Consider the following 22,633-nt stretch of genomic DNA (forward strand, 5'->3'; position numbering starts at 1 on the left):
TGATTTAAGAATTCTAAAACTGCAATAAAACTCTTTGGGCCGAAAAGCCAGGTCCAAAACTCAACATTAAAGCTTTTTCCCCTTTTGCAGGCTTCTCATCAATAAAACGTTCTAAAACATATAGCACCGTTGCACTAGACATGTTTCCGTACAAACGCAAGACTTCTTTTGTGTGATCAATATTTTTACCTAAATCTGAGAACAAAGCTTCAACTGTCTGCACGATTTTTTTTCCTCCAGGATGAAATATCAAATGATCGATATTTTCAATCGTTAAATCGTTTTTCTCTAAAAAAGGATGAATGATTGCCGGAAAATGAGAAGCTATGGTGTCCGGAACATCAATATCTAGAATCATTTGCAAACCTGAATTTGTAAGTTTAAAACCCATCATGTGCTCGTTATCATAAAAATGATACATTTCTTCGGCTAATACTTCAGGTCCTTCATCATCTTCATGTGACGAAAGCAGGACACAAGCCGCACCATCACCAAAAATGGCAGCGCTAACAATATTAGCCATCGAGAAATCGTCAAGCTGAAATGTTGCCGTGGGGCTTTCGACCGCAATTACTGCCGCACGTTTACCGGGATTGGCCTGCAGGAAGTTCTTCGCATAAATTATCCCTGAAATTCCAGCCGCACAACCCATTTCTGTAACGGGAAGCCGCACTATATCCTGACGCAGTTTCAATTTATTAATTAAGTAAGCATCTAACGAAGGAATCATTATGCCAGTACAACTTACAGTGATAATATAATCCAAGTCTTCTGGTTTCCATTTTGATTTCTCTAATGCTTTTTGAAGCACCTTTTCACCTAGGTCAATGACCTCACGGATATATATGTCATTTCTTTCCTCAAATGATGTTTTTGTAAAAACTTCAATTGGATCCATAATGGAATAGCGTTTATCAACTGCTGCCCCTTCAAATATTTTTTTTACTTTTCTGATGAATCGCTCGTCCTGCCCGTCCAACCAAGCGTCCAAAAACGGGATGATTTCTTCAGTCGTTCTTGAATATTTGGGTAGTTGTTTTGTTACGGTATGTATTTTTACACTCATATTTTTGAAATTATCCATTGGTAACGGAAAGCCCATTTCCACTTAATGATATAGTTGCTGAAATTTAATTTTTTTGAAAAATCTATCAAATCGTCTCTTTTAAATCCTCTTAAAATAGAAATCAAACCATCCTCACGGGACATGGCATTCAATTGAAAAACAAAACATAAAGATTGAAATAATCGGTAGGCCAGACTGCTACGTTGTAAATCATTAATCACGACACCATGAGAGGCGTTTGTATGAAACACATTCATTATATCTAGAATTTCAATATCTTTAAAATGATGTAATGTCAACGTACATAATACGATATCGTACTTCAACTCTCTAAAAGGTTTATCAAATATATCTTCACATCTGTAAGATATATTAGGATAATTCTCTGATAGTTTAAGTGCATGATTACAGGTGAAATTATTGGCGTCAACTCCGATTAAATTAAACTTTAAATTATTTTTCACTGCGTAATCTGCAAGGCTTCTTAACATATCGCCATTACCACAACCTACATCAACAATCGTGATTTCAGAGTTATTAGGAACGTCAGCTATCAAAGCTTTCACTCCAAGTAAAGTTAGTTTGTTTCCACCCAAAAGCTGATTAATTTTGGCAATTTTATCCAAAGCCTCACGTAAAACTTCACCTTCCATTTCGAAATCATCCATGATTTCAGCTTTATCAGTCCTGTATTTGGTATTTAACAACATTTAATATTTGTTTATAATAGGTTTGCCGTGCGTCTTTTTTATTATGATAGGCAATAAGAAAGGGAATCTCACTAATATACGTAATAGTACATCGGATAGGTTTTGATGTTGCAATATTTTTGCTAATAGTCTTCCCGTTTTTAATCTTTTACCAAAATTCTCATGCCATTCCCTAAAATATCTATTTTCTAATTCCGCTCTTGTTTTAATTACACCATTAAAATAGTCTGCAATCAATTCCGAAACAATTTTAGCGCTATGTATGGCCATCGCCATTCCATTTCCACACAAAGGATGAATTAACCCCGCCGTATCTCCTACCATTAAGATATGATTTTCTACGGTTTGTTTTTTATCGAAAGAAATTTGGCTAATCGTTATAGGCTTGTCAAATACTAAATTGCAGTTATCAAAAATATTCTTCATATGAGGATTTCCAGAAACTACTTTATCTTGATACTCTTCTATATTCTTATATCGTTTAAACGTTTCATAATCTGCCAAATAGCAAATGTTTATTCTTTCATCTTCCACTTTTGAAACACCACAATATCCTCCTTTAAAATTATGCAAGCCCACTAAATCATTCGGAAAATCACCTGAATAATGCGCTTTGACTGCTAGCCAAGACGATTTTTTTTGAATAAAAACTCTGTTTAATTTTTGATCTATATTAGAACGTTTCCCAAAAGCTCCTATAACAACATCGGCTTTAAGAACCGTGTTATTTGAAGTGGTTACAGTAAATGCGTTATTATCAAAAACTATGTTTTCTGCTGTATCTTGTAGTATTATGCATCCGTTAGCCAAAGCTTTTTCATATAGAAACAGATCCAAAGCATAACGACTGATACCGAAACCTCCTAGAGGTAAATCGCCATTAATCAGTTTTCCTTTTATGTTTGAAAATTGTAATTTATAGATGGAAGTTGGCTGTAATTCAGATACTTTTATATCTAACCAATCAAAATAGGGTACAACTTCATTTGAGATGTATTCCCCACATACCTTATGTTTAGGATAACTATTCTTTTCAATAACCGTAACTTGAAGCCCTAACTTAGACAGATGTATAGCCGAAGTCAATCCAGCTAAGCCTCCGCCAATAATTATTACTTCTTTGTCTTTCATAGTAAAGTAAATTTATGGATTTGTTTGATATAAAAGCCATAACATATCATAAAAAACTTACTAAAACCACTTATTTTTTTTCAATAATAAAGAAAGATTATCAATTATTTTAAACAGGATAGTCATAATTATCTGATGAAATTTCGAAAGTCATTTCCTGTAGGCTCTTCAAAAACTTCCAGTTCAAAATCAGAAATAATGGTATATAGATGATCAAATATATTTGAAACAACACTCTCATATTTTATCCATTCTCTTTCTGAAGTAAAGCAGTAAATTTCTAACGGCAATCCTTTGGATGTAGATTCCAACTGACGTACCATTAATGTCATATTCTCATTAATTTTAGGATGAGCCGTAATATATTTTTCAGCATAAATTCTAAAAACACCTATATTAGTTATCCTTCGATTATTTACAGAATCTATCTCATTGTCAATCATTTTCGAATTGAATTTCTTCACATCATTTTCATTTTCAATGATGAAATCTTCAATTAGCTTGTATTTTTTAAATTGTGAAAGCATTTTTTCATCACAAAACTTAAAACTGCTAACCTTTAAGTTTATGGCTCTATTTATTCGTCTTCCACCAGAATCATTCATACCACGCCAGTTCTTAAAAGAGTCTGTGATAAAAGCATAAGTAGGTATTGTAGTAATGGTTTTATCCCAGTTCTGAACTTTTACTGTGTTTAAATTGATTGACATAACATCACCATCTGCATCATATTTTGGCATCGAAATCCAGTCTCCTACACGAACCATGTCATAAACGGACATTTGAATACTAGCAACAAAACCCAGAATGGTATCTTTGAAAATTAAAAGCAAAATAGCAGTCATCGCTCCCATTGCACCTAAAAAATAGAAAGGACTTTTTCCTAAAATTAAAGATAAAACTAGAATTCCCCCAATGAAATATACCCCAATTTTAAGAACTTGGATATAGGTCGTAATGGGCTTGTCTGCTAAAATAACAATATGGGATAGAATTTCATCAAAGACTGACAATAAAGTAATTGTGGAACGGATTATTACTATAATTATAAAAATATTTGATAGGAAAACGGCATACTCAATTACTTTTGGGAAATCTCCAAAAATGTATGGAGCAACCAAAACGATTATAAAAGCAGGTACCAAATAAGCCATTTTTTCGAAGACTTTTTTTTCTACTAGGACATCATCCCAAACTACTTTTGTTTTTAAAAAGATTTTATGGACAGAACGAACAATGATTATTTTCGTTAAGTACCAAGACAACGTGCAAATTATAAATAATACTACAATAAGAGTCAAAAGTTTTAAATACAAAGCCAACATTGGATCTAAGCCAAAATCTTCAATAAACCATTTGTCTAACCAGAGTGCGATGTTGTATTTTTTTTCAATTTGAATCATAGAAAATTTAGCTTTTTTTGTAAATATAACCTTCCTATGCTACGCAGTCTAAAACTAGCTTCGTATTGTGCTTACATTAACATCTAAACTAGTTATCTAAAACCGTTTTTACCGCATTAAAAGACATATTAATCATTGAATTTCAGTCATTTAAAACAAAAGACCCTTTCAGAATTTCATTTCCGAAAGGGTTTTAAAAAATAAAGGGATACTATAAGCACCCCCTTTTTATGTAAAATGGTATATTAATTCTTTCCTGCAATAATTTCTTCAATAATCTCTGGGTTTAACAGCGTGGATGTATCACCAAAATTTGAAAAATCACCTTCTGCTATTTTTCTAAGAATACGACGCATGATTTTACCAGAACGTGTTTTTGGCAAACCAGAAACAAATTGTATTTTATCTAATTTGGCTATCGGCCCAACGTGATCTGAAATATGCTGGTTTATCTCTTTAAATAAGTTTTCTTTATTTCTTAGCTCACCTGTTTCTTTCAAGATAACATATCCATATAATGCATTTCCTTTTACATCATGCGGAAAACCTATTATAGCACTTTCTGCAACAGCTGGATGTTCATTTATAGCATCTTCGATTGGTGCAGTACCTAAATTATGCCCTGATACAATCACAACATCATCTACACGACCTGTAATTCTATAATAGCCTACTTCATCACGTAAAGCACCGTCACCAGTAAAATAATTACCTGGATAAGCAGAAAAATAAGTGTCTTTGTACCTTTGGTGATTTCCCCAAATTGTTCTGGCAATTCCTGGCCATGGAAATTTAATACATAAGCTACCCACTTCTTGATTTTTTTCAATTTCAACACCCTTATCGTTCATTAACACGGGTTGAATTCCAGGCAATGGTAAGGTCGCATAGGTTGGTTTTGTAGGTGTAATGAAGGCTAAGGGCGAAATCATGATTCCTCCTGTTTCTGTTTGCCACCAGGTATCAACAATTGGACACTTTTTTGTACCAACATTATCATTATACCAATGCCAAGCTTCTTCATTAATTGGTTCACCCACAGAACCTATAACTTTTAAGGTTTTCAAATGGTGTTTTTGAACATATTCTAAGTTTTCTTTTGCCAAAGCACGAATTGCAGTTGGAGCTGTATAGAACTGGCTCACCTTATGCTTTTCGATAATTTCCCAAAAACGGCTGAAATCAGGATAAGAAGGAACTCCTTCAAAAATAACTGTGGTTGCACCATTCAATAAAGGACCATATAATATATAGGAGTGACCAGTTATCCAACCGATATCTGCAGTACACCAAAAAATGTCGTTTTCTTCGTAATTGAAAACATTTTTAAATGTGTAAGCCGAGTAAACCATATATCCAGCGGTAGTATGAACCATTCCTTTAGGTTTTCCTGTAGAACCGGAGGTATAAAGAATAAATAACGGATCTTCGGAATCCATTATTTCTGCTACACTATTATCTGAAGCTTCATCTAAAAGAGGCTGTAGCCAAATATCTCTACCTGACTTCATGTCTATCTCAGTATTGGTTCTTTTTACAACCAAAACTGAACTAACTGACGGGCATTTTTCTAATGCTTCATCAATGATTGATTTTAATTCTATCGTTTTATTACCACGGTATCCACCATCAGATGTGATAACCATTTTACAATCACTATCAAGAATACGAGTAGCTACCGCTGAGGAAGAAAAACCAGCAAAAACAACAGAATGAATTGCTCCTATCCTTGCACAAGCTAACATTGATACAGCAAGTTCAGGAATCATAGGTAGGTAAATACAAACTCGATCTCCTTTTTCTATTCCTTGCTCGCGTAAAACATTGGCCATTTTACAAACACGTTGATGCAATTCATTATATGATATATGTAATGCTTTTTCGGTTGGGTCGTTGGGTTCAAAAATAATAGCAGTCTTCTCCCCTCTTTTATTCAAATGTCTGTCAATACAGTTTTTGGCCATATTAACTTTTGCTTCAGTAAACCATTTTATTTCGGCATCAGCCATATTGAAATCTACAACTTTATCCCACTGTTGATACCAAGTAAAGTTCTCTTCAGCGATCTTACCCCAAAATTTTCGGGGTTCACGCACAGATTTGTTGTAATGTTTGAAGTATTGCTCCAGATTTTCTATCTTATAGTAACTCATCCGATTTTTTTTTTTATAAATGTATTAAATCTCCCTCGATTGCAAAAGTGTTTTGTTTTATAAATTAGTATGAAAAATTAAATACTTTTCACAAAATCACACTATTTTGTAAGTATTCGACATTATCAAACTAAATTAGACAAAACTATGGTACTATAAAAATAAAAAAGACGCAGAAGATAAACCTCCACGTCTTTTTAAATTAACAATAATTATAACAATTAATAAAGCGATACAAAAATAAACTACTATAATCAATTCATTTTGTAAATTGATTTTTGTCTTTCTATACCACTTAACTTTTAAGTATCACTTACTTTCTCTATCAGCAATTAGTAACACACAATTAAGTTCCTTATATATTAAAGGAATTACTTCACTTAACTTCCAAGTTCGAAGTAAGTTAAGTGAATGTAATAATGCTACCATATTCATTATCAAGTTTAATATGTTGTTTACTAATCCAAAATAGTAGAAAAACAAATGATATAGTGCAAATCTCAACACACTCTCATGTGTGGTAATTCCTAAATTTAATCTATCCAATTTTTTTCATTGCAGTCATAGACTCTCTCAACCATGTTCCAACTTCTTCAATTGGATGTTGACGAATACTTTTATTAACAGCAATTAGTACTGCATTGTCAACTCCATTTGTAGTTGAAAATGGTTTTCCAATAATATTAGTTTCAACCGTTTTCATGAATTCAGTTAATAATGGTTTACAAGCATGATCAAATAAATAACAACCATATTCAGCAGTATCCGAAATGATTCTGTTCATTTCATACAATTTTTTTCTTGCTACTGTATTTGCAATTAAAGGCAATTCGTGTAATGACTCATAATAAGCAGACTCTTCAATAATTCCAGATTCTGTCATAGTCTCAAAAGCTAGCTCAACACCTGCTTTTACCATTGCAATCATTAATACTCCATTGTCAAAGTATTCTTGTTCAGAAATCGCAGCTTCAGTTGGAGCTGTTTTTTCAAAATTAGTTTCAGCTGTAGCTGCTCTCCAAGTCAATAAATTAACATCATCGTTAGCCCAGTCAATCATCATATTTTTAGAGAATTCTCCCGAGATGATATCATCCATGTGTTTTTGAAACAACGGACGCATGATGTCTTTCAACTCATCAGCTAATCTATAGGCTTCAATTTTTGAAGGATTAGACAAACGATCCATCATATTTGTAATTCCACCATGTTTCAAAGCCTCAGTTACAGTTTCCCAACCGTATTGAATCAATTTTGAAGCATATGCAGGCTCAATTCCTTTTTCAACCATTTTGTCGAAGCATAAAATAGATCCCGTTTGCAACATTCCGCAAAGAATAGTTTGCTCTCCCATTAAATCTGATTTTACTTCGGCAACAAAAGAAGAGTTCAAAACTCCAGCTTTATGACCACCAGTTGCAACAGCATATGCTTTTGCTTGTTCAAAACCTTCATTATTTGGGTCATTTTCAGGGTGAACAGCGATAAGTGTTGGTACACCAAAACCTCTTTTATATTCTTCACGAACTTCTGATCCGGGACATTTTGGAGCACACATAATAACAGTGATGTCTTTACGTATTTGCATTCCTTCTTCAACGATATTAAAGCCGTGAGAATAAGCCAAAGTTGAACCTTGTTTCATCAACGGCATGATTGCAGTAACCACTGCTGTATGCTGCTTGTCTGGTGTAAGGTTACAAACCAAATCAGCAGTTGGTATTAATTCTTCATAAGTTCCCACATTGAAACCATTATCAGCAGCATTCATAAAAGAAGCTCTTTTTTGAGCGATTGCTTCTGCACGTAATGCGTAAGAAATATCTAAGCCTGAATCTCTCATGTTCAAACCTTGGTTTAAACCTTGAGCTCCACAACCTACAATAACTACTTTTTTACCTTTTAAAGCTGCTATTCCATTTGCAAACTCTGCTTGATCCATGAATTCGCAAACGCCTAATTGTTCTAATTGTAATCTTAGTGGTAATGAATTGAAATAATTTGCCATTTTTTAAATTTTATTTTTGTTTTAATTCTTCTAATAATGCTGAGATTTCCATTTTTTCTTTAGAAATCGATATTCTTCCTGAACGCACAAATTGCATGATTCCGAAAGGTTTTAATTTTTCATATAATTCTTCTATCTCTGAACGTTTTCCTGATTTTGAAATCACAAAAAAGTCTCTTGAAACTGTAACTATTTCCGAGTTACTTTCTTTGATAATATTTTGAATTTGTCTTTCGTCGAATAATAAACTAGACTCGATTTTGAATAAAGCATTTTCCAAGAAAATAGTTTCCTCATCAATATGATAAAACGCTTTAATCACCTCAATTTGTTTCTCTATTTGACCAACGATGTTTTGAACCCATTTTTCGGTAGTATTTACTACTATAATAAAACGTGAAACTGTCTCAATTTCTGATTCTGAAACATTTAAACTCAATATATTAATGTGACGCTTTAAGAATATACCTGATATTCTATTTAAAAGTCCAACGTTGTTTTCTGAATAAACAGAAATCGTAAATGTTTGATTTTCCATACTATTAACTTAATCTGATATCAGAAACGGATGCTCCTGTAGGTATCATTGGGAATACATTATTTTCTTTCTCTACCATAACTTCAAGGAAGTATGAATCTTTTGACGCCATCATTTCGGCTACAGCTGCATCCAAGTCTTCTCTTTTAGTTACCTTTTTAGCTTTGATATAATATCCTTCGGCAATAGCAATAAAGTTAGGATTTGTCATCTCTGTCGAAGCATATCTTTTGTCAAAGAACAGTTGCTGCCATTGGCGCACCATTCCTAAAAATTCATTGTTCAACACCACAATTTTCACAGGAACTTTGGTTTGAAAAATAGTTCCTAATTCTTGAATGGTCATTTGAAAACCACCATCACCAATAATAGCAACCACTTCACGTTCTGGCATTCCCATTTTGGCACCAATTGCAGCAGGTAAAGCAAATCCCATAGTACCTAATCCACCTGAATTAATGATACTTTTAGAATGATTAAACTTTGCATAACGACAAGCAAACATTTGATGTTGACCTACGTCAGGAACAATAATAGCATCTCCTTTTGAATGTTTATTAATCATTTCAATAGTTTCTCCCATAGAAATACCTTCTTTCTTAGGTGCTAACTCATCATTGATTACTGTATCTAACTCAATTTGATATAATTTCTTGAATTCATTATGCCAAGACTCGTGTGCTCTTTTTTCGATTAAAGGAATAATAGCCGCCAAAGATTCTTTAACATCAGCTAAAACCGCTACATCTGTTTTTACATTTTTATCGATTTCCGCAGGGTCAATATCAAAGTGAATCACTTTGGCTTGTTTAGCATAAGTAGCTAAATTTCCTGTTACACGGTCATCAAAACGCATCCCTAACGCAATTAAAACATCACATTCGTTAGTCAATACATTAGGACCATAGTTACCATGCATACCAAGCATCCCTACATTTAGTGGGTGATCAGTAGGCAATGCCGAAAGACCTAAAATAGTCCATGCAGCAGGTATTCCTGATTTTTCAATAAACTCTTTTAATAATGCTTCAGCCTGACCAAGTATAATACCTTGACCAAAAACAATCATCGGTTTTTTGGCATTATTAATTAAAGCTGCAGCAGCTTCTACTTTTTTTAATTTTAATTTAGGATACGCTACATAGCTTCTAATTCCAGTACATTTTTCATAACTGAAATCCAATTCATCAAATTGTGCATTTTTAGTAATGTCTACTAAAACCGGACCTGGACGCCCTGATCGAGCTATGTAAAATGCCTTTGCCATGATTTCTGGAATCTCAGAAGCCTCAGTAATCTGGTAATTCCATTTTGTTACTGGAGTCGAAATCCCAATAATATCAGTTTCTTGAAATGCATCAGAACCCAATAAATGTTTTCCAACCTGTCCCGTAATACAAACCATGGGAGTTGAATCGATTTGCGCATCAGCTATACCTGTAACTAGGTTAGTTGCTCCTGGCCCTGAAGTAGCAATTGCAACTCCAACTTTCCCAGTAGCTCTTGCAAATCCTTGAGCAGCATGTGTTGCACCTTGTTCGTGGCGTACTAATACATGATGCAATTGATCTTTAAATTTATATAATTCGTCATAAACTGGCATAATCGCACCACCTGGGTAACCGTAAACCAAATCTACTCCTTCTTCTAATAAGCATCTAATAACGGCTTCAGCGCCTGATATTTTATTTGTTCCCATTGATTAAAATTTATTGGCTTTGAGCCTTACACTCTTCGCTTTATTTATCAGTTACACATCCTGTTGAAGCACTTGAAACTGATCTGATATATTTTAGTAAAACTCCTTTTTTAATATTTGATTCGGGTTGAACCCAATTTGCTTTTCTTGCTGCAAACTCTTCATCAGAAATTTTTAGATTGATTGTGTTTTTGACTGCATCAATAGTGATAATATCCCCATTTTGTACAAGTGCAATTCCACCACCATCAAAAGCTTCAGGTGTAACATGTCCTACAACAAAACCATGTGAACCACCAGAAAATCTACCATCAGTAATTAAAGCTACACTCTTACCTAAACCTGCACCCATAATGGCTGACGTTGGTTTAAGCATTTCAGGCATTCCTGGCCCTCCTTTGGGTCCACAATATCTGATGACGACTACATTACCCGGTTTTACATCACCGTTACGAACTCCAGTTATTACATCGTATTCGTTTTCAAAAACAATAGCATCTCCTTCGAAATACTCTCCTTCGTTTCCACTAATTTTAGCAACACATCCTTCTTCTGCAAGATTTCCATAAAGAATTTGGATATTTCCAGTCGCTTTTAACGCTTTTTGAATTTCGTGTATTACTTCTTGTCCGTCATTTAAATCTGGAACGCTAGCTAAATTTTCAGCTAATGTTTTTCCGGTAACAGTTAAACATTCTCCGTGCAGCAATCCTTCTTTTAATAAATATTTCATTACTGCAGGAACTCCACCAGCTTCATGTAGATCTTCCATCAAGTATTTACCACTTGGTTTCAAATCGGCTAGCAACGGTGTTTTATCACTGATATCTTGGAAATCTTTAAGTGTAATCTCGATATCAACTGAATGAGCCATTGCAATTAAGTGCATAACCGCATTTGTTGATCCTCCTAAAACAGCTACCATGGTAATCGCATTTTCAAATGCTTTACGTGTCATGATATCTCTAGGTTTTATATCTTTTTCTAACAAGATTCTAATTGCCTTTCCTGCATCAACACATTCTTGTTTTTTCTCTTCACTAAGTGCTGGATTAGATGAACTGTATGGCAAACTCATACCTAAAGCTTCAATAGCCGATGACATTGTATTGGCAGTATACATTCCGCCACAAGCACCAGCTCCTGGACAAGCATTTTGAATAACTCCTTTAAAATCCTCAGGAGCAATCGTATTACTAAATTTTTTTCCTAATGCTTCAAAAGCAGAAACAATATTCAATGATTCCCCTTTCCATTTACCAGAATGAATAGAACCTCCATAAACCATAATAGCAGGGCGATTTACTCTTCCCATTGCAATTACAGAACCTGGCATATTTTTATCGCAACCCGGAATAGCAATTAAACCATCGTACCATTGTGCACCCATTACAGTTTCGATAGAATCTGCGATTACATCTCTAGATACTAAGGAAAAACGCATTCCGTCAGTACCATTTGAAATACCATCACTAACTCCGATGGTATTAAAAATCAAACCAACTAAATCTTCTTTCCAAACACCTGCTTTAACATCTTTGGCTAAATCATTTAAATGCATGTTACAGGTATTCCCTTCGTAACCCATGCTAACAATACCAACTTGTGCTTTCTTTAAATCTTGTTCAGTTAAACCAATACCGTACAACATAGCTTGTGCTGCTGGTTGAGTTTCATCTTGAGTTATGGTTTTACTGTATTTATTTAATTCCATTATGTATCTATTTGTATAAGTATTTCTTTTATTTTAATCTTTAGTAAGCTTTAAACAATAGTCGATTGTCCTAAATTGACGTTGTCCATTTTAAAATACAAATCGCCTTTTTCTAATATATAGTTTGCTATATAATCGCCCACTTCATTAGTTCCAAATTTAGAATCCACTTTTAAATCTATGGTCACAATATGATTGATTATTGCTTTTTCAACTGCTTGAAAAACGGTTAAAGCCTCTTTTATTAGTCCAAAATGTTCTAATAACATCCCTGCTGATAAAATTGAAGCAATTGGATTTGCACAGTTTTTATCTTTCACTTCATTATAACTCCCGTGAATAGGTTCAAAAAGTGAATATTTTTCACCTACAGATGCTGATGCCATTAATCCTTTAGAACCTGCAATAACACTAGCTTCGTCTGATAATATATCACCAAACAAATTATCAGTCAATATAACATCAAATTGTCTTGGGTTCAATATTAGTTGCATGGCTGCATTATCTACATATAGAAAATCTACAGTTACATCTGGATATTGTTTAGCAATTTTTTGAACTACTTTTCTCCACAAGCGAGACGTTTCTAATACATTAGCTTTATCTACTAATGTTAATTTTTTGCGTCTTTCTTGCGCTGATTTAAATGCCAAATGTGTTATTTTGGAAATTTCCTCTTCGCTATATTCACAAAGATCAGAAGCGTATGTTCCTTCTTCGTTTAAATGTTTTTTACCAAAATACATTCCTCCATTTAATTCTCTATAAATTATAAAATCAGTTCCTTGAAGAATTTCTTTTTTTATAGGAGAGGCATCCATTAATTTTGGATATGCTTTTATAGGTCTAATATTAGCATATAAACCCAATTCCTTACGAAGTTTTAGTAAACCTTGTTCAGGACGAATTTTAGATTCTGGATCGTTATCATACATTGGATCACCAATGGCACCAAACAAAATAGAATCAGTGTTCTTACATAAATTTAAGGTTTGGTCCGGTAACGGTTTCCCTGTTCTTTCTATTGCGACTGCTCCAATTAAAGCATCTTCAAAAGTAAACTCATGACCAAATACTAATGCGATGGCACCTAACGCTTTTTTGGCTTGCAAAATCACCTCTGGTCCTATCCCATCACCTGCTAAAACGGCTATTTTTAATTTCTTCATAGAATTAGGTATAAAGGCTGTTAATTTCTAATTAAATCACTTTCTATTTTACAAACTTCAATTATTTGATGAATATCATCATCCATCACTTCTTTTTTAATATCTGCAAATTTTAAAAACTCTACATATACAATATCCAATTGCACTTTTGTAAGTTCATAACCCACTTTCTTAGCTCTATATGCTAATGCAGCTCTACCACTTCTGGCAGTAAGTACTATTGAAGATTCATTAACACCTACATCAAGAGGATCCATGATTTCATAAGTAGCTCTATTTTTTATTACACCATCCTGATGAATTCCTGAACTATGTGCAAAAGCATTTGCTCCTACTATAGCTTTATTAGGCTGTACAATCATTCCCATGCTTTCAGAAACCAAACGACTCATTTCGTTTAATTGCTTTGTATCTATATCAGTATATAAATTTAAGTAAGGATGTTGTTTGAAAATCATTACCACTTCTTCAAGTGCTGTATTTCCAGCTCTCTCTCCTATTCCATTTATAGTACATTCTATTTGTCTTGCTCCGTTTACAGCTCCTGCAATAGAATTTGCAGTTGCCATACCTAAATCATTATGACAATGACAAGAAAGAATTACATTTTCAATCCCTTTTACATTCTCTCTTAAGTACTTTATTTTTGCACCGTATTCTTCTGGCAAGCAATATCCAGTAGTATCTGGAATATTTAATACCGTAGCACCTGATTTAATTACTTCCTCACAGACTCGCGCTAAAAAATCATTATCAGTTCTACCTGCGTCCTCTGCATAAAATTCAACATCTTCAACATAAGATCTAGCATGTGCCACAGCAAATTTTGCTCTAACAATAATATCTTCTCTAGTTGTATTTAATTTATGTATTATATGTGAATTTGAAGTACCAATTCCTGTGTGTATACGTGGTTTTTTTGCATGCTTTAAGGCCGCAGCTGCTACATCAATATCATTTTTAACTGCTCTAGTCAATCCGCAAACAGTGGCATTTTTTACAATTTTACTTATTTCAGAAACAGATAAAAAATCACCTGGACTAGATACGGGAAAGCCTGCCTCAATAATATCAACACCCATTTCATCCAGTCGATTTGCTATAACGAGTTTTTGTTTGGTATCTAATTTACATCCTGGGACCTGTTCTCCATCTCTTAAAGTGGTATCAAAAATTTGGACTTTCTCTCTATTCATTTTCATTTATTTAATGTAATTTCACGTCTCAATAACAAATTTAGATTTCATTAGATTAAAATAAAACTCAATTTAACGAAATATACTGTTCATAAAACAACTAAAAACTTTGTAAACTATTGTTTTACAATGAATTAAGCTTCTATATTCTACAATGGCTAACCATCAAAAAGATTTCTTATTTGTATTAATAAAATCGCTTTCAAAATCTGAAAAAAGACAATTTAAGATTTTTGCAAGCCGACTTGAGACAAGTTCAAATACAAAATTTATAGAATTATTTAACATTTTAGACAAATCAGAAGTCTATGATGAGAAAATTATATTGAAAAGTGGCATCATCAAAAAAGTGCAATTATCAAATTTAAAGCACTATTTATATAAGCAAATTCTGGTAAGTATTCGATTGAATATTCCGAGTCAAAACATTCGATATCAGCTGAGAGAGCAGATTGATTTTGCAACTATTTTATACAATAAAGGACTTTACAAACAAAGTCTTAAAATATTAGATAAGACAAAAATACTAGCGTTAGAAAATGACGAAAAGTATATGGCTTTTGAAATTGTTGAATTTGAAAAATTAATCGAATCACAGTACATCACCCGAAGTATTCAAGGTCGTGCAGATGAACTAGTCATTCAAGCCAAAGAATTAAATTATCGCAACACTATTTCGAGTAAACTGTCTAATCTTTCCTTACAGTTGTACGGAATCATGTTAAAAACCGGTTATGTAAAAAGCGACGAAGAATATCAATATATAGACGACTATTTTAACAAGCACATTTCGAAATTTGACGAGGAGAAGTTTGGTTTCCGAGAAAAATACTGGTTTTACAATGCTAACCTTTGGCGCAGTTTTCTGGTACAGGATTTTTTGGGGAGTTATAAATATGCCTATAAATGGGTGACTCTTTTCTATGATAATCCAAATATGATTTTTCTAAATCCTGTGTTTTTCATAAAAGGAAATCACTATTTATTAGAATCGTTGTTTATGTTAAAATACAAATCAAAATTCAAAAAATACCTCCTTCTACTTGAGAAGACGATTGCAGATCCTCGCTTTCCTGTAAATGATAATATTGCATCGCTGTCATTCCTTTATTTGTACAATAATAAATTAAACTATCACATTCTGGAAGGCTCATTTGATGAAAGTGAATATTTGATTCCAGAAATCTTAGAAAAGATAAAACTGCATAGCGAACATCTTGATGAGCATCATGAGATGATGTTTTATTATAAAATTGCCTGTATTTATTTTGGAACAGAAAAGTACGCTGAGTCTATTTATTATTTGGAAAAAATAATAAACAATAAAAATCTTATCATGCGTGAAGATCTAATGTGTTTTGCGCGTCTTCTTTATTTAATTGTCCATTACGAAATGGGTAAAGATTTTAATTTGGAGTCCCAACTTAAAAGTACCTATAAATTTTTATTAAAAATGAATGATTTGCAAGAGGTGCAAAAAGAAATTATTCGCTTTTTGAAAAATCTAAATACATTATACCCAGGTGATATTAAAAAGGAGTTTATAAAAATGAGGGAACGTTTTATCGAATTAGAGAAAAACACCTATGAGAAAAGAGCTTTCCTTTACTTGGACATTATTTCTTGGCTCGAAAGTAAAATCGAAAACCGAAGAATAAGTGATATCATAAGAGATAAAGCTAAATTGAATAATAGATAATATATAAAAAGCTCCTTCCGCAATTGTCAGAAGGAGCTTTTTATTTTTTGAAAGATATTTATGCTACTCTCGAAGTGCTGTAAACTATAGGCTCTACTTCTAAAAGTGTTTTTGCAGTCGCAAAAAACTCTTGAATATAACTTTGTTGATTGTGATTATCAAGTCCTTCTTTATCCTTCCATGTTTCGTGGAAAATAAAAATGCTAGGATCTTCTTTACTTTGATGTAAATCATATTGCAGGCAAGCCGCTTCTTTTGTAGACTGAGTCACTAATTCCTTTAATTTACTTGCAAAGAGCTCAATATTTTCTGTTTTACTTTTTAGTATTACTGTCAAATGTATTTTCATAATTAATTTAAAAATAGTTTTGTTAAATGCTTTTGATACAAACCAAGGTCTTTTTCGATATCAGCATTTTTTTCAATATCATGAAAATGGATACTCTCTAAGGGTTCCATTCCGGTAAAAGCATTCATTCTATGAAATCCAAATAATGCACCATCATCAACACTACGTTGATTAAAAAATTCCCCTGCTAAAGTAAATGCTTCTTTTGGAGCATTCCAAGAAGAAGTTACCATGTATTTTTTTCCATGGAGCATTCCGCCTGTACCATAGTTAATTGTAGGATTAGCAGAAGACCTTCCATCACTTTTGTAGATTCCTTTAGCATGCCCTTCAGTAAAGACAACATCAATGTACTTTTTGAAGCCATGCGGCAACTGAAACCACCAGATTGGGGTGTGGTAAATAATGACATCTGCCCAAACATAATTAGCTACTTCTTCAGCCGGATCATATTCATCATTTATATTAGTTGCTCTAACTTCAAAACCTGTGTTGGATTCAAAGAAATTTAAAGTTTCATTTGCAATGGTTTCGTTAAATCTACCTCCTGAATGGCCAAACTTTTGTCCACCATTAATTATAAATATTTTTGTCATAACTATTTTCTTTTAATTTGATCTTGCAAAGGTAAAACCTCAATTACTATAATTAAAATAATATAAATCATACCTTTGCATCATAAATATAATAGTAATGGTAAATCTAGAATGGTATCGCACTTTTAAAGAAGTCTATAAAACGGGAACATTAACAAAAGCCGCAGCAGCACTGTTTATATCACAACCGGGCGTTAGTTTGCATTTAAGCGCACTCGAAAACTATGTAGGCTATAAGTTATTTGACAGAACAGGAAGAAAAATGGTTCCTACAGAAAAGGGAAAGGTTCTTTATAATTTTATTATTGAGCCTTTAGCTAAACTGGAAGAGGCCGAAAAAAACTTTCAAAAAAGTACCGAGAAGAATACACCGACAATCAGTATTGGAATGTGTTTTGAAACTTTCCAAATTACTTTAGAACAGTATATTTCGAGTTTGCCATTTAACGTTATCATTCAATTTGGTGAATATCCTGATATGGTGGAAAACCTCGAAAAAGGAATTTTAGATTTAATAATTACGCCTCAAATGGTGGTTAAAAATGGGATTGAATACCAAGAATTTTCATCAGAAACAATTGTGCTTGTTGGTGGTAATGAAATTGATACTACTGAATTTAACGACATTGAAAAAAAGGCAAGTGTACTTGAATTAGAACAATGGTTAAAACAACAAAAATGGTATGGAACGACAGGAGACATGGAACATTTGAGGCATTTTTGGCAGTTAAATTTTAATAAACACCCCGATTTCAGACCCAATTATATTGTTCCAAATTTAAATTCTATTGTCCGTTGTTTAAGCAGTGGAAAGGGATTAGCAGTAGTTCCTGATTTTTTATGCCGAAAAGAAATCGAAAGCGGATTAATAAAACTCATCTGGGAAGGAAAAACTCCGCTAACAAACATACTCTATTTCGCCACCAGAAAGAAAACAATGTATGAAGAAGAAATCCAGAAGATTAAACAAATTTTCATAGAATTAAACTAAACATAAAGTAGTTAACGCTAAAAGTTTAATATTTAACACGAATTAATTTATCAGAATTAATGAGATTCGTATTTTTCCTTATTCGTGGTTTCAAAATCCATAATTATCAATATTATAGCATTTTGTTTCAAGATTTACAGTTCTTATTTTTCGTATTTAATAAAAGATTATTTTTATAAAAATATTTAAACAAAAAAGATATGAATGGTTTTTTCAAAACAATTATTGCGGGCTACGGTGCCAAAAAATTAGGCGGAGGATGCTTTGGGACGATTCTTTTATTTATAATTCTATATTGGATATTAGGCCAATTTTAGAATTATAAAAGTAACTAAGCTCAAAAAATGTAATTATTTTTTGAGCTCTTTCAACATTAATCCTTTGATGTATTTTACAGGAGCACTACCATAACTTAGAAATTTTTCGTGGAATTGTTTCAAATTAAAATTTGCTCCTTGTTCTTTCTTCAACAAATCTCTAAATTCATATATTTCAGTATATCCAGTAAAATAGGAGCTCAATTGCACTTGCGATAATGTTACCCTTTTCCATTTGCCTTCAGCCTCTGCTTTTTGTTGAAATGCCTCTACAGTAAGTAATTTCATTGCATCATCCTGACTCATGTTCTTAACATGAACTCCATAGTCTAAAATGGTATTACATGTTGTTCTCAAATTCCATTTATAATACATCAGCCACATTTCGTCTGAGTTTTTGTATCCGTTTTCTAACATCATCAATTCCGCATAAACAGCCCAACCTTCAACCATAGCTCCGTTTCCAAGAATTGATTTAATAATACTTGGTGATTGATTACTATATACTAATTGAGTATAATGCCCCGGAATCGCTTCATGAATGTTTAGAATTTGCAATATATAATCATTGTATTCCCTTAAATAGCTTTCTGATTTCTCAGTGCTCCACCCTTTCATGCTCCCTACATTATAATAGGTATTTGCATTTTTATCATATGGTCCAGGTGCTGATATGGATGCTCCAGCAACACCAGCCATATAGTCTGGTTCTCTGCGCACAACCAAAGGTTTTGAAGGATCAATATAGAGTAAGTCCTTTTCTTCTATAAATGTAACCAATTCCGGAATTTGCTTCTCTATTGTTGATTGAAACTTTTGAGCGGTAGTGTGTTGCAACGAAATCTTATCTATAACCGTTTTAATAACTACTAAACTGTCCAGGGGCTTAGGCTCCGTTTTCATGTATTTTGGCCATAATTTATCAGCCAAAACAAACATTTTTTTATGCAGTTCTTTTTTATGATCAACCGCTTTCTTAAATATGGTATCGGCTTTATAACTTGATTGTATGTCCAAGTTGAATTTTTCTCTATACAAATCTTCCCCAATTCTAAAGGAACGCGGGTTTAAATTGTCCAAATCCTTCAACCAATTAGCATAAGTTGTAATTGCGTTTATAGCTACTTTAGACCTATTTTTTATTGCTTTTTTTTCAGATTCAGCTAATTTACTTTTGCCTAAAGCGATAAGCAAGTCCTTTTCAAAAACAGATAGTCCACCTAAATTTTGGTCGATTGCTAGGGAAGTATGCTCTAAGGTAGGATTCTTAATATTACTTTTTGCGGCCTCATAATAAGCTGGAATTGCATTCATTTTTAAGTAAAAACTATGCAGTCGCACATCTAAAGAGTCATATTTTCCATTTAATATCTCAGCAAAAGCACCACAAACATTATATTCAGCTGGGTTCCATTGGTATGATTTTAATTTATCTATTCTAAAAATAGAGCTTTGTAACTGATTTTTTATAATGTAATAATCAATTATATTATTATCCGAAAGATCATCAATGGAATAATGCTGCAACGAATCTAATTGAGCATGGGAAAAATCGAGCTCCTTTTTTATACCTAGGGAATCCGAAACTACTAGTACACTATCCAATTTATGATAACCTTGACTGGCTGCCCAATCTGGATTTATTTCCCAAAGACCTATTACAAACCCTTCTTTATATTTATCAAATTGTTCATTCAGTACTTTGGTATCAATCGTTTCTGCTTTTTTACTGCATGAAAACAGCAAAATGGAAAATAAAATCGAAACAAATATTTTTTTCATGTGTAGTTAATTCAGAAAAATAAAGATATAAAAAATGCCGCTCAGTGAACGGCATTTTTTATTCTAAATTATTAATAAGCTAAAAGTGCCATTAAATCTGTTTCAAATCTGCCTTTCGGCAAATATTGATCCTCTAGTGCTTTGGTGAATGGAATTGGGGTATCTAAACTGGCTACTCTTTTTACTGGAGCATCCAGATATTTAAAACATTCCTCCATAATCATTGCTGAAATGTCACTGGCAACACCACCAAACATAGAATCCTCTTGATAAATAATCACCCTTCCCGTTTTCTTCACAGATGCAAAAATAGCTTCAGTGTCTAAGGGTTGCAACGTTCTTAAATCTAATAAATCAGCTGAAATTTCTGGATTTTTTTCTAAGGTATCCAAAGCCCAATGTACTGCTGCTCCAAAAGATATGATAGTTACCTCATTTCCTTCTTTCAATAAAGCCGCTTTCCCTAATGGCAAAGTGTAATAGTCTTTTGGTACTTCTTGGTAAACACTTCTATATAATTGTTTGTGCTCAAAAAACATCACCGGATTCGGATCGTTAATTGAAGCGTTCAACAAGCCTTTAGCATCATAAGGAAAAGCAGGATAAACTACTTTCAGTCCAGGAGTTTTGGTAAACCAAGCCTCGTTAGTCTGAGAATGAAAAGGTCCTGCCTGGGTTCCGCCACCGCATGGCATTCGAACCACAACATCCGCATTTTCTAACCAACGGTAATGTGACTTGGCCAGCAAATTTACTATTGGATTAAAACCAGTTGAGACAAAGTCAGCAAACTGCATTTCGACAATTGCTTTATATCCGTTTATTGACAATCCCATTCCTGCAGAGACTACGGCGCTCTCACAAATTGGAGTATTTATAACACGTTCTTTTCCAAATTGTGCTACAAATCCATCAGTGATTTTAAAAGCACCACCGTATTCAGCAATGTCTTGTCCCATAATAACCAAGTTTTCATGACGTTCCATAGATTGTTTTAAACTACTGGAAATAGCATCTATAAAACGTATTTTTTCTTTTTCTTCTGTAGGCTTAACTTGTTCAAATACAAAAGTTTTGTATACATCATTTAATTCTTCACTTAATGAAGCTTCAATCTCAGGCTCAGCATTGGCAATAGCCAAACTTTCGTCAATATCTTTCTTAATTTCACTTCGTAAAGTTTCATCAAACTCTTCAGTAAGTATTTTATTTTCTTTTAAAAATGTTCTGTAATTTTCTACAGGATCTTTAATTGCCCATTGATCCATTAATTCCTGAGGGACATATTTAGTACCACTAGCCTCTTCATGTCCACGCATTCTAAAGGTTTTAAATTCCAATAAAACGGGACGCGGATTAATCTTCATCGAAGATTTCAATTCTGATAATAAATTATATACTTCTAAGATATTATTACCATCAACAATATGACTTTCCATTCCGTATCCTTTCCCTTTATCGGCTAGATTTTCGCAACGGTATTGCTCATTTGTAGGTGTCGAAAGACCGTAACCGTTATTCTCTATAACAAATAGAACTGGTAATTCCCAAACTGAAGCAATATTCAATGCTTCATGAAAATCACCTTCAGATGTAGCTCCTTCTCCAGTAAAAACGGCAGTTACTTTACCGTTTTTCTTCAATTTATTGGCTAATGCAATTCCGTCAGCCACACCTAATTGTGGACCTAAATGCGAAATCATTCCAATAATCTTATATTGTTGTGTCCCAAAGTGAAAGCTTCGATCTCTACCTTTAGTAAAACCATTAGCTTTTCCTTGCCATTGCGAGAATAAACGGTAAAGTGGAATATCTCTTCCTGTAAATACACCTAAGTTTCGGTGCATAGGCAAAATGTATTCATCCTTATCTAAAACAGCGGTTACTCCCACTGCAATAGCTTCTTGTCCTATTCCTGAAAACCATTTAGATACCTTTCCTTGCCGAATTAGGATTAGCATTTTCTCCTCTATAAGCCTCGGCCTTAGAATTCTTCTGTATAAATCTAATAAAGTTTCGTCAGTAAGATTTTGTCTTTCAAATTTCATTTGTTGGGCTTTAATTCGCATTTCAAAGATAAAAAAATATAACAGTATCGGCCTAAATTGTTAT

The 22,633-nt window shown here is 33.2% G+C and carries 17 protein-coding genes; 2 read left to right on the forward strand and 15 right to left on the reverse strand.

Going from position 1 to position 22,633, the window contains the following annotated elements:
• Positions 1-13 precede the first annotated feature (13 nt).
• The 11 genes from BLV91_RS14610 to BLV91_RS14660 form a co-directional block, all read right to left on the reverse strand.
• The gene (locus BLV91_RS14610; RefSeq protein ID WP_091434705.1) at positions 14-1,066 is read right to left on the reverse strand and encodes a type III polyketide synthase; all 1,053 of its coding nucleotides are present in this window, start codon (positions 1,064-1,066) and stop codon (positions 14-16) included.
• On the reverse strand, positions 1,063-1,776 hold the full coding sequence (locus BLV91_RS14615) for a methyltransferase domain-containing protein (protein WP_091434595.1): 714 nt from the start codon (positions 1,774-1,776) through the stop codon (positions 1,063-1,065). The genes BLV91_RS14610 and BLV91_RS14615 overlap by 4 nt, the downstream gene beginning before the upstream one ends.
• Positions 1,777-2,907, reverse strand: coding sequence for an NAD(P)/FAD-dependent oxidoreductase (locus BLV91_RS14620; protein ID WP_091434598.1), 1,131 nt, complete (start codon positions 2,905-2,907; stop codon positions 1,777-1,779).
• Between the two features lie 128 nt (positions 2,908-3,035).
• Positions 3,036-4,310, reverse strand: coding sequence for a mechanosensitive ion channel family protein (locus BLV91_RS14625; RefSeq protein WP_091434600.1), 1,275 nt, complete (start codon positions 4,308-4,310; stop codon positions 3,036-3,038).
• A gap of 245 nt (positions 4,311-4,555) precedes the next feature.
• Positions 4,556-6,463, reverse strand: a complete 1,908-nt coding sequence (acs, locus tag BLV91_RS14630) for an acetate--CoA ligase (RefSeq protein ID WP_091434602.1) — start codon at positions 6,461-6,463, stop codon at positions 4,556-4,558.
• 538 nt (positions 6,464-7,001) lie between these two features.
• Entirely contained in the window at positions 7,002-8,471 is a 1,470-nt protein-coding gene (gene ilvC, locus BLV91_RS14635; protein ID WP_091434605.1) for a ketol-acid reductoisomerase, read from the reverse strand.
• A 10-nt stretch (positions 8,472-8,481) separates the two neighbouring features.
• A complete protein-coding gene (gene ilvN, locus BLV91_RS14640; RefSeq protein ID WP_091434607.1) occupies positions 8,482-9,009 on the reverse strand; it encodes an acetolactate synthase small subunit in 528 nt (175 codons plus the stop codon).
• Positions 9,010-9,013: 4 nt separating this feature from the next.
• Positions 9,014-10,708: a biosynthetic-type acetolactate synthase large subunit gene (gene ilvB / locus BLV91_RS14645; RefSeq protein ID WP_091434609.1), complete on the reverse strand. Its 1,695-nt coding sequence runs from the start codon at positions 10,706-10,708 to the stop codon at positions 9,014-9,016.
• A gap of 40 nt (positions 10,709-10,748) precedes the next feature.
• Positions 10,749-12,422 (reverse strand): dihydroxy-acid dehydratase, encoded by a 1,674-nt coding sequence (gene ilvD / locus BLV91_RS14650; protein WP_091434611.1) that lies wholly within the window; start codon positions 12,420-12,422, stop codon positions 10,749-10,751.
• Positions 12,423-12,472: 50 nt separating this feature from the next.
• Complete coding sequence (gene leuB, locus BLV91_RS14655) at positions 12,473-13,591, reverse strand: 3-isopropylmalate dehydrogenase (RefSeq protein ID WP_091434612.1); 1,119 nt, start codon at positions 13,589-13,591, stop codon at positions 12,473-12,475.
• 20 nt (positions 13,592-13,611) lie between these two features.
• Positions 13,612-14,787 carry a 2-isopropylmalate synthase gene (locus tag BLV91_RS14660; protein WP_091434706.1) on the reverse strand — a complete coding sequence of 392 codons (1,176 nt, stop codon included), beginning with the start codon at positions 14,785-14,787 and terminating at the stop codon, positions 13,612-13,614.
• 154 nt (positions 14,788-14,941) lie between these two features.
• On the opposite strand from BLV91_RS14660, the gene BLV91_RS14665 reads away from it, so the two are divergent.
• Positions 14,942-16,486, forward strand: a complete 1,545-nt coding sequence (locus BLV91_RS14665) for a hypothetical protein (protein ID WP_091434614.1) — start codon at positions 14,942-14,944, stop codon at positions 16,484-16,486.
• Between the two features lie 58 nt (positions 16,487-16,544).
• On the opposite strand, the gene BLV91_RS14670 is transcribed toward BLV91_RS14665, so the two are convergent.
• Together BLV91_RS14670 and BLV91_RS14675 are read right to left on the reverse strand one after the other, a co-directional pair.
• The gene (locus BLV91_RS14670; protein ID WP_091434616.1) at positions 16,545-16,835 is read right to left on the reverse strand and encodes a putative quinol monooxygenase; all 291 of its coding nucleotides are present in this window, start codon (positions 16,833-16,835) and stop codon (positions 16,545-16,547) included.
• A gap of 2 nt (positions 16,836-16,837) precedes the next feature.
• Positions 16,838-17,431: an NAD(P)H-dependent oxidoreductase gene (locus BLV91_RS14675; protein ID WP_091434618.1), complete on the reverse strand. Its 594-nt coding sequence runs from the start codon at positions 17,429-17,431 to the stop codon at positions 16,838-16,840.
• 97 nt (positions 17,432-17,528) lie between these two features.
• Between BLV91_RS14675 and BLV91_RS14680 the strand changes: the two genes are divergently transcribed.
• Positions 17,529-18,422, forward strand: coding sequence for a LysR family transcriptional regulator (locus BLV91_RS14680; RefSeq protein WP_091434620.1), 894 nt, complete (start codon positions 17,529-17,531; stop codon positions 18,420-18,422).
• Between the two features lie 350 nt (positions 18,423-18,772).
• Here the strand turns inward: BLV91_RS14680 and BLV91_RS14685 are convergent, their stop codons facing one another.
• Together BLV91_RS14685 and BLV91_RS14690 are read right to left on the reverse strand one after the other, a co-directional pair.
• Positions 18,773-20,521, reverse strand: coding sequence for a DUF885 domain-containing protein (locus tag BLV91_RS14685; RefSeq protein ID WP_091434621.1), 1,749 nt, complete (start codon positions 20,519-20,521; stop codon positions 18,773-18,775).
• Between the two features lie 71 nt (positions 20,522-20,592).
• Positions 20,593-22,569, reverse strand: a complete 1,977-nt coding sequence (locus tag BLV91_RS14690) for an alpha-ketoacid dehydrogenase subunit alpha/beta (RefSeq protein WP_091434624.1) — start codon at positions 22,567-22,569, stop codon at positions 20,593-20,595.
• Positions 22,570-22,633: the final 64 nt, after the last annotated feature.

The organism is Flavobacterium degerlachei, from assembly GCF_900106645.1.
Taxonomy (GTDB): Bacteria; Bacteroidota; Bacteroidia; order Flavobacteriales; family Flavobacteriaceae; genus Flavobacterium; species Flavobacterium degerlachei.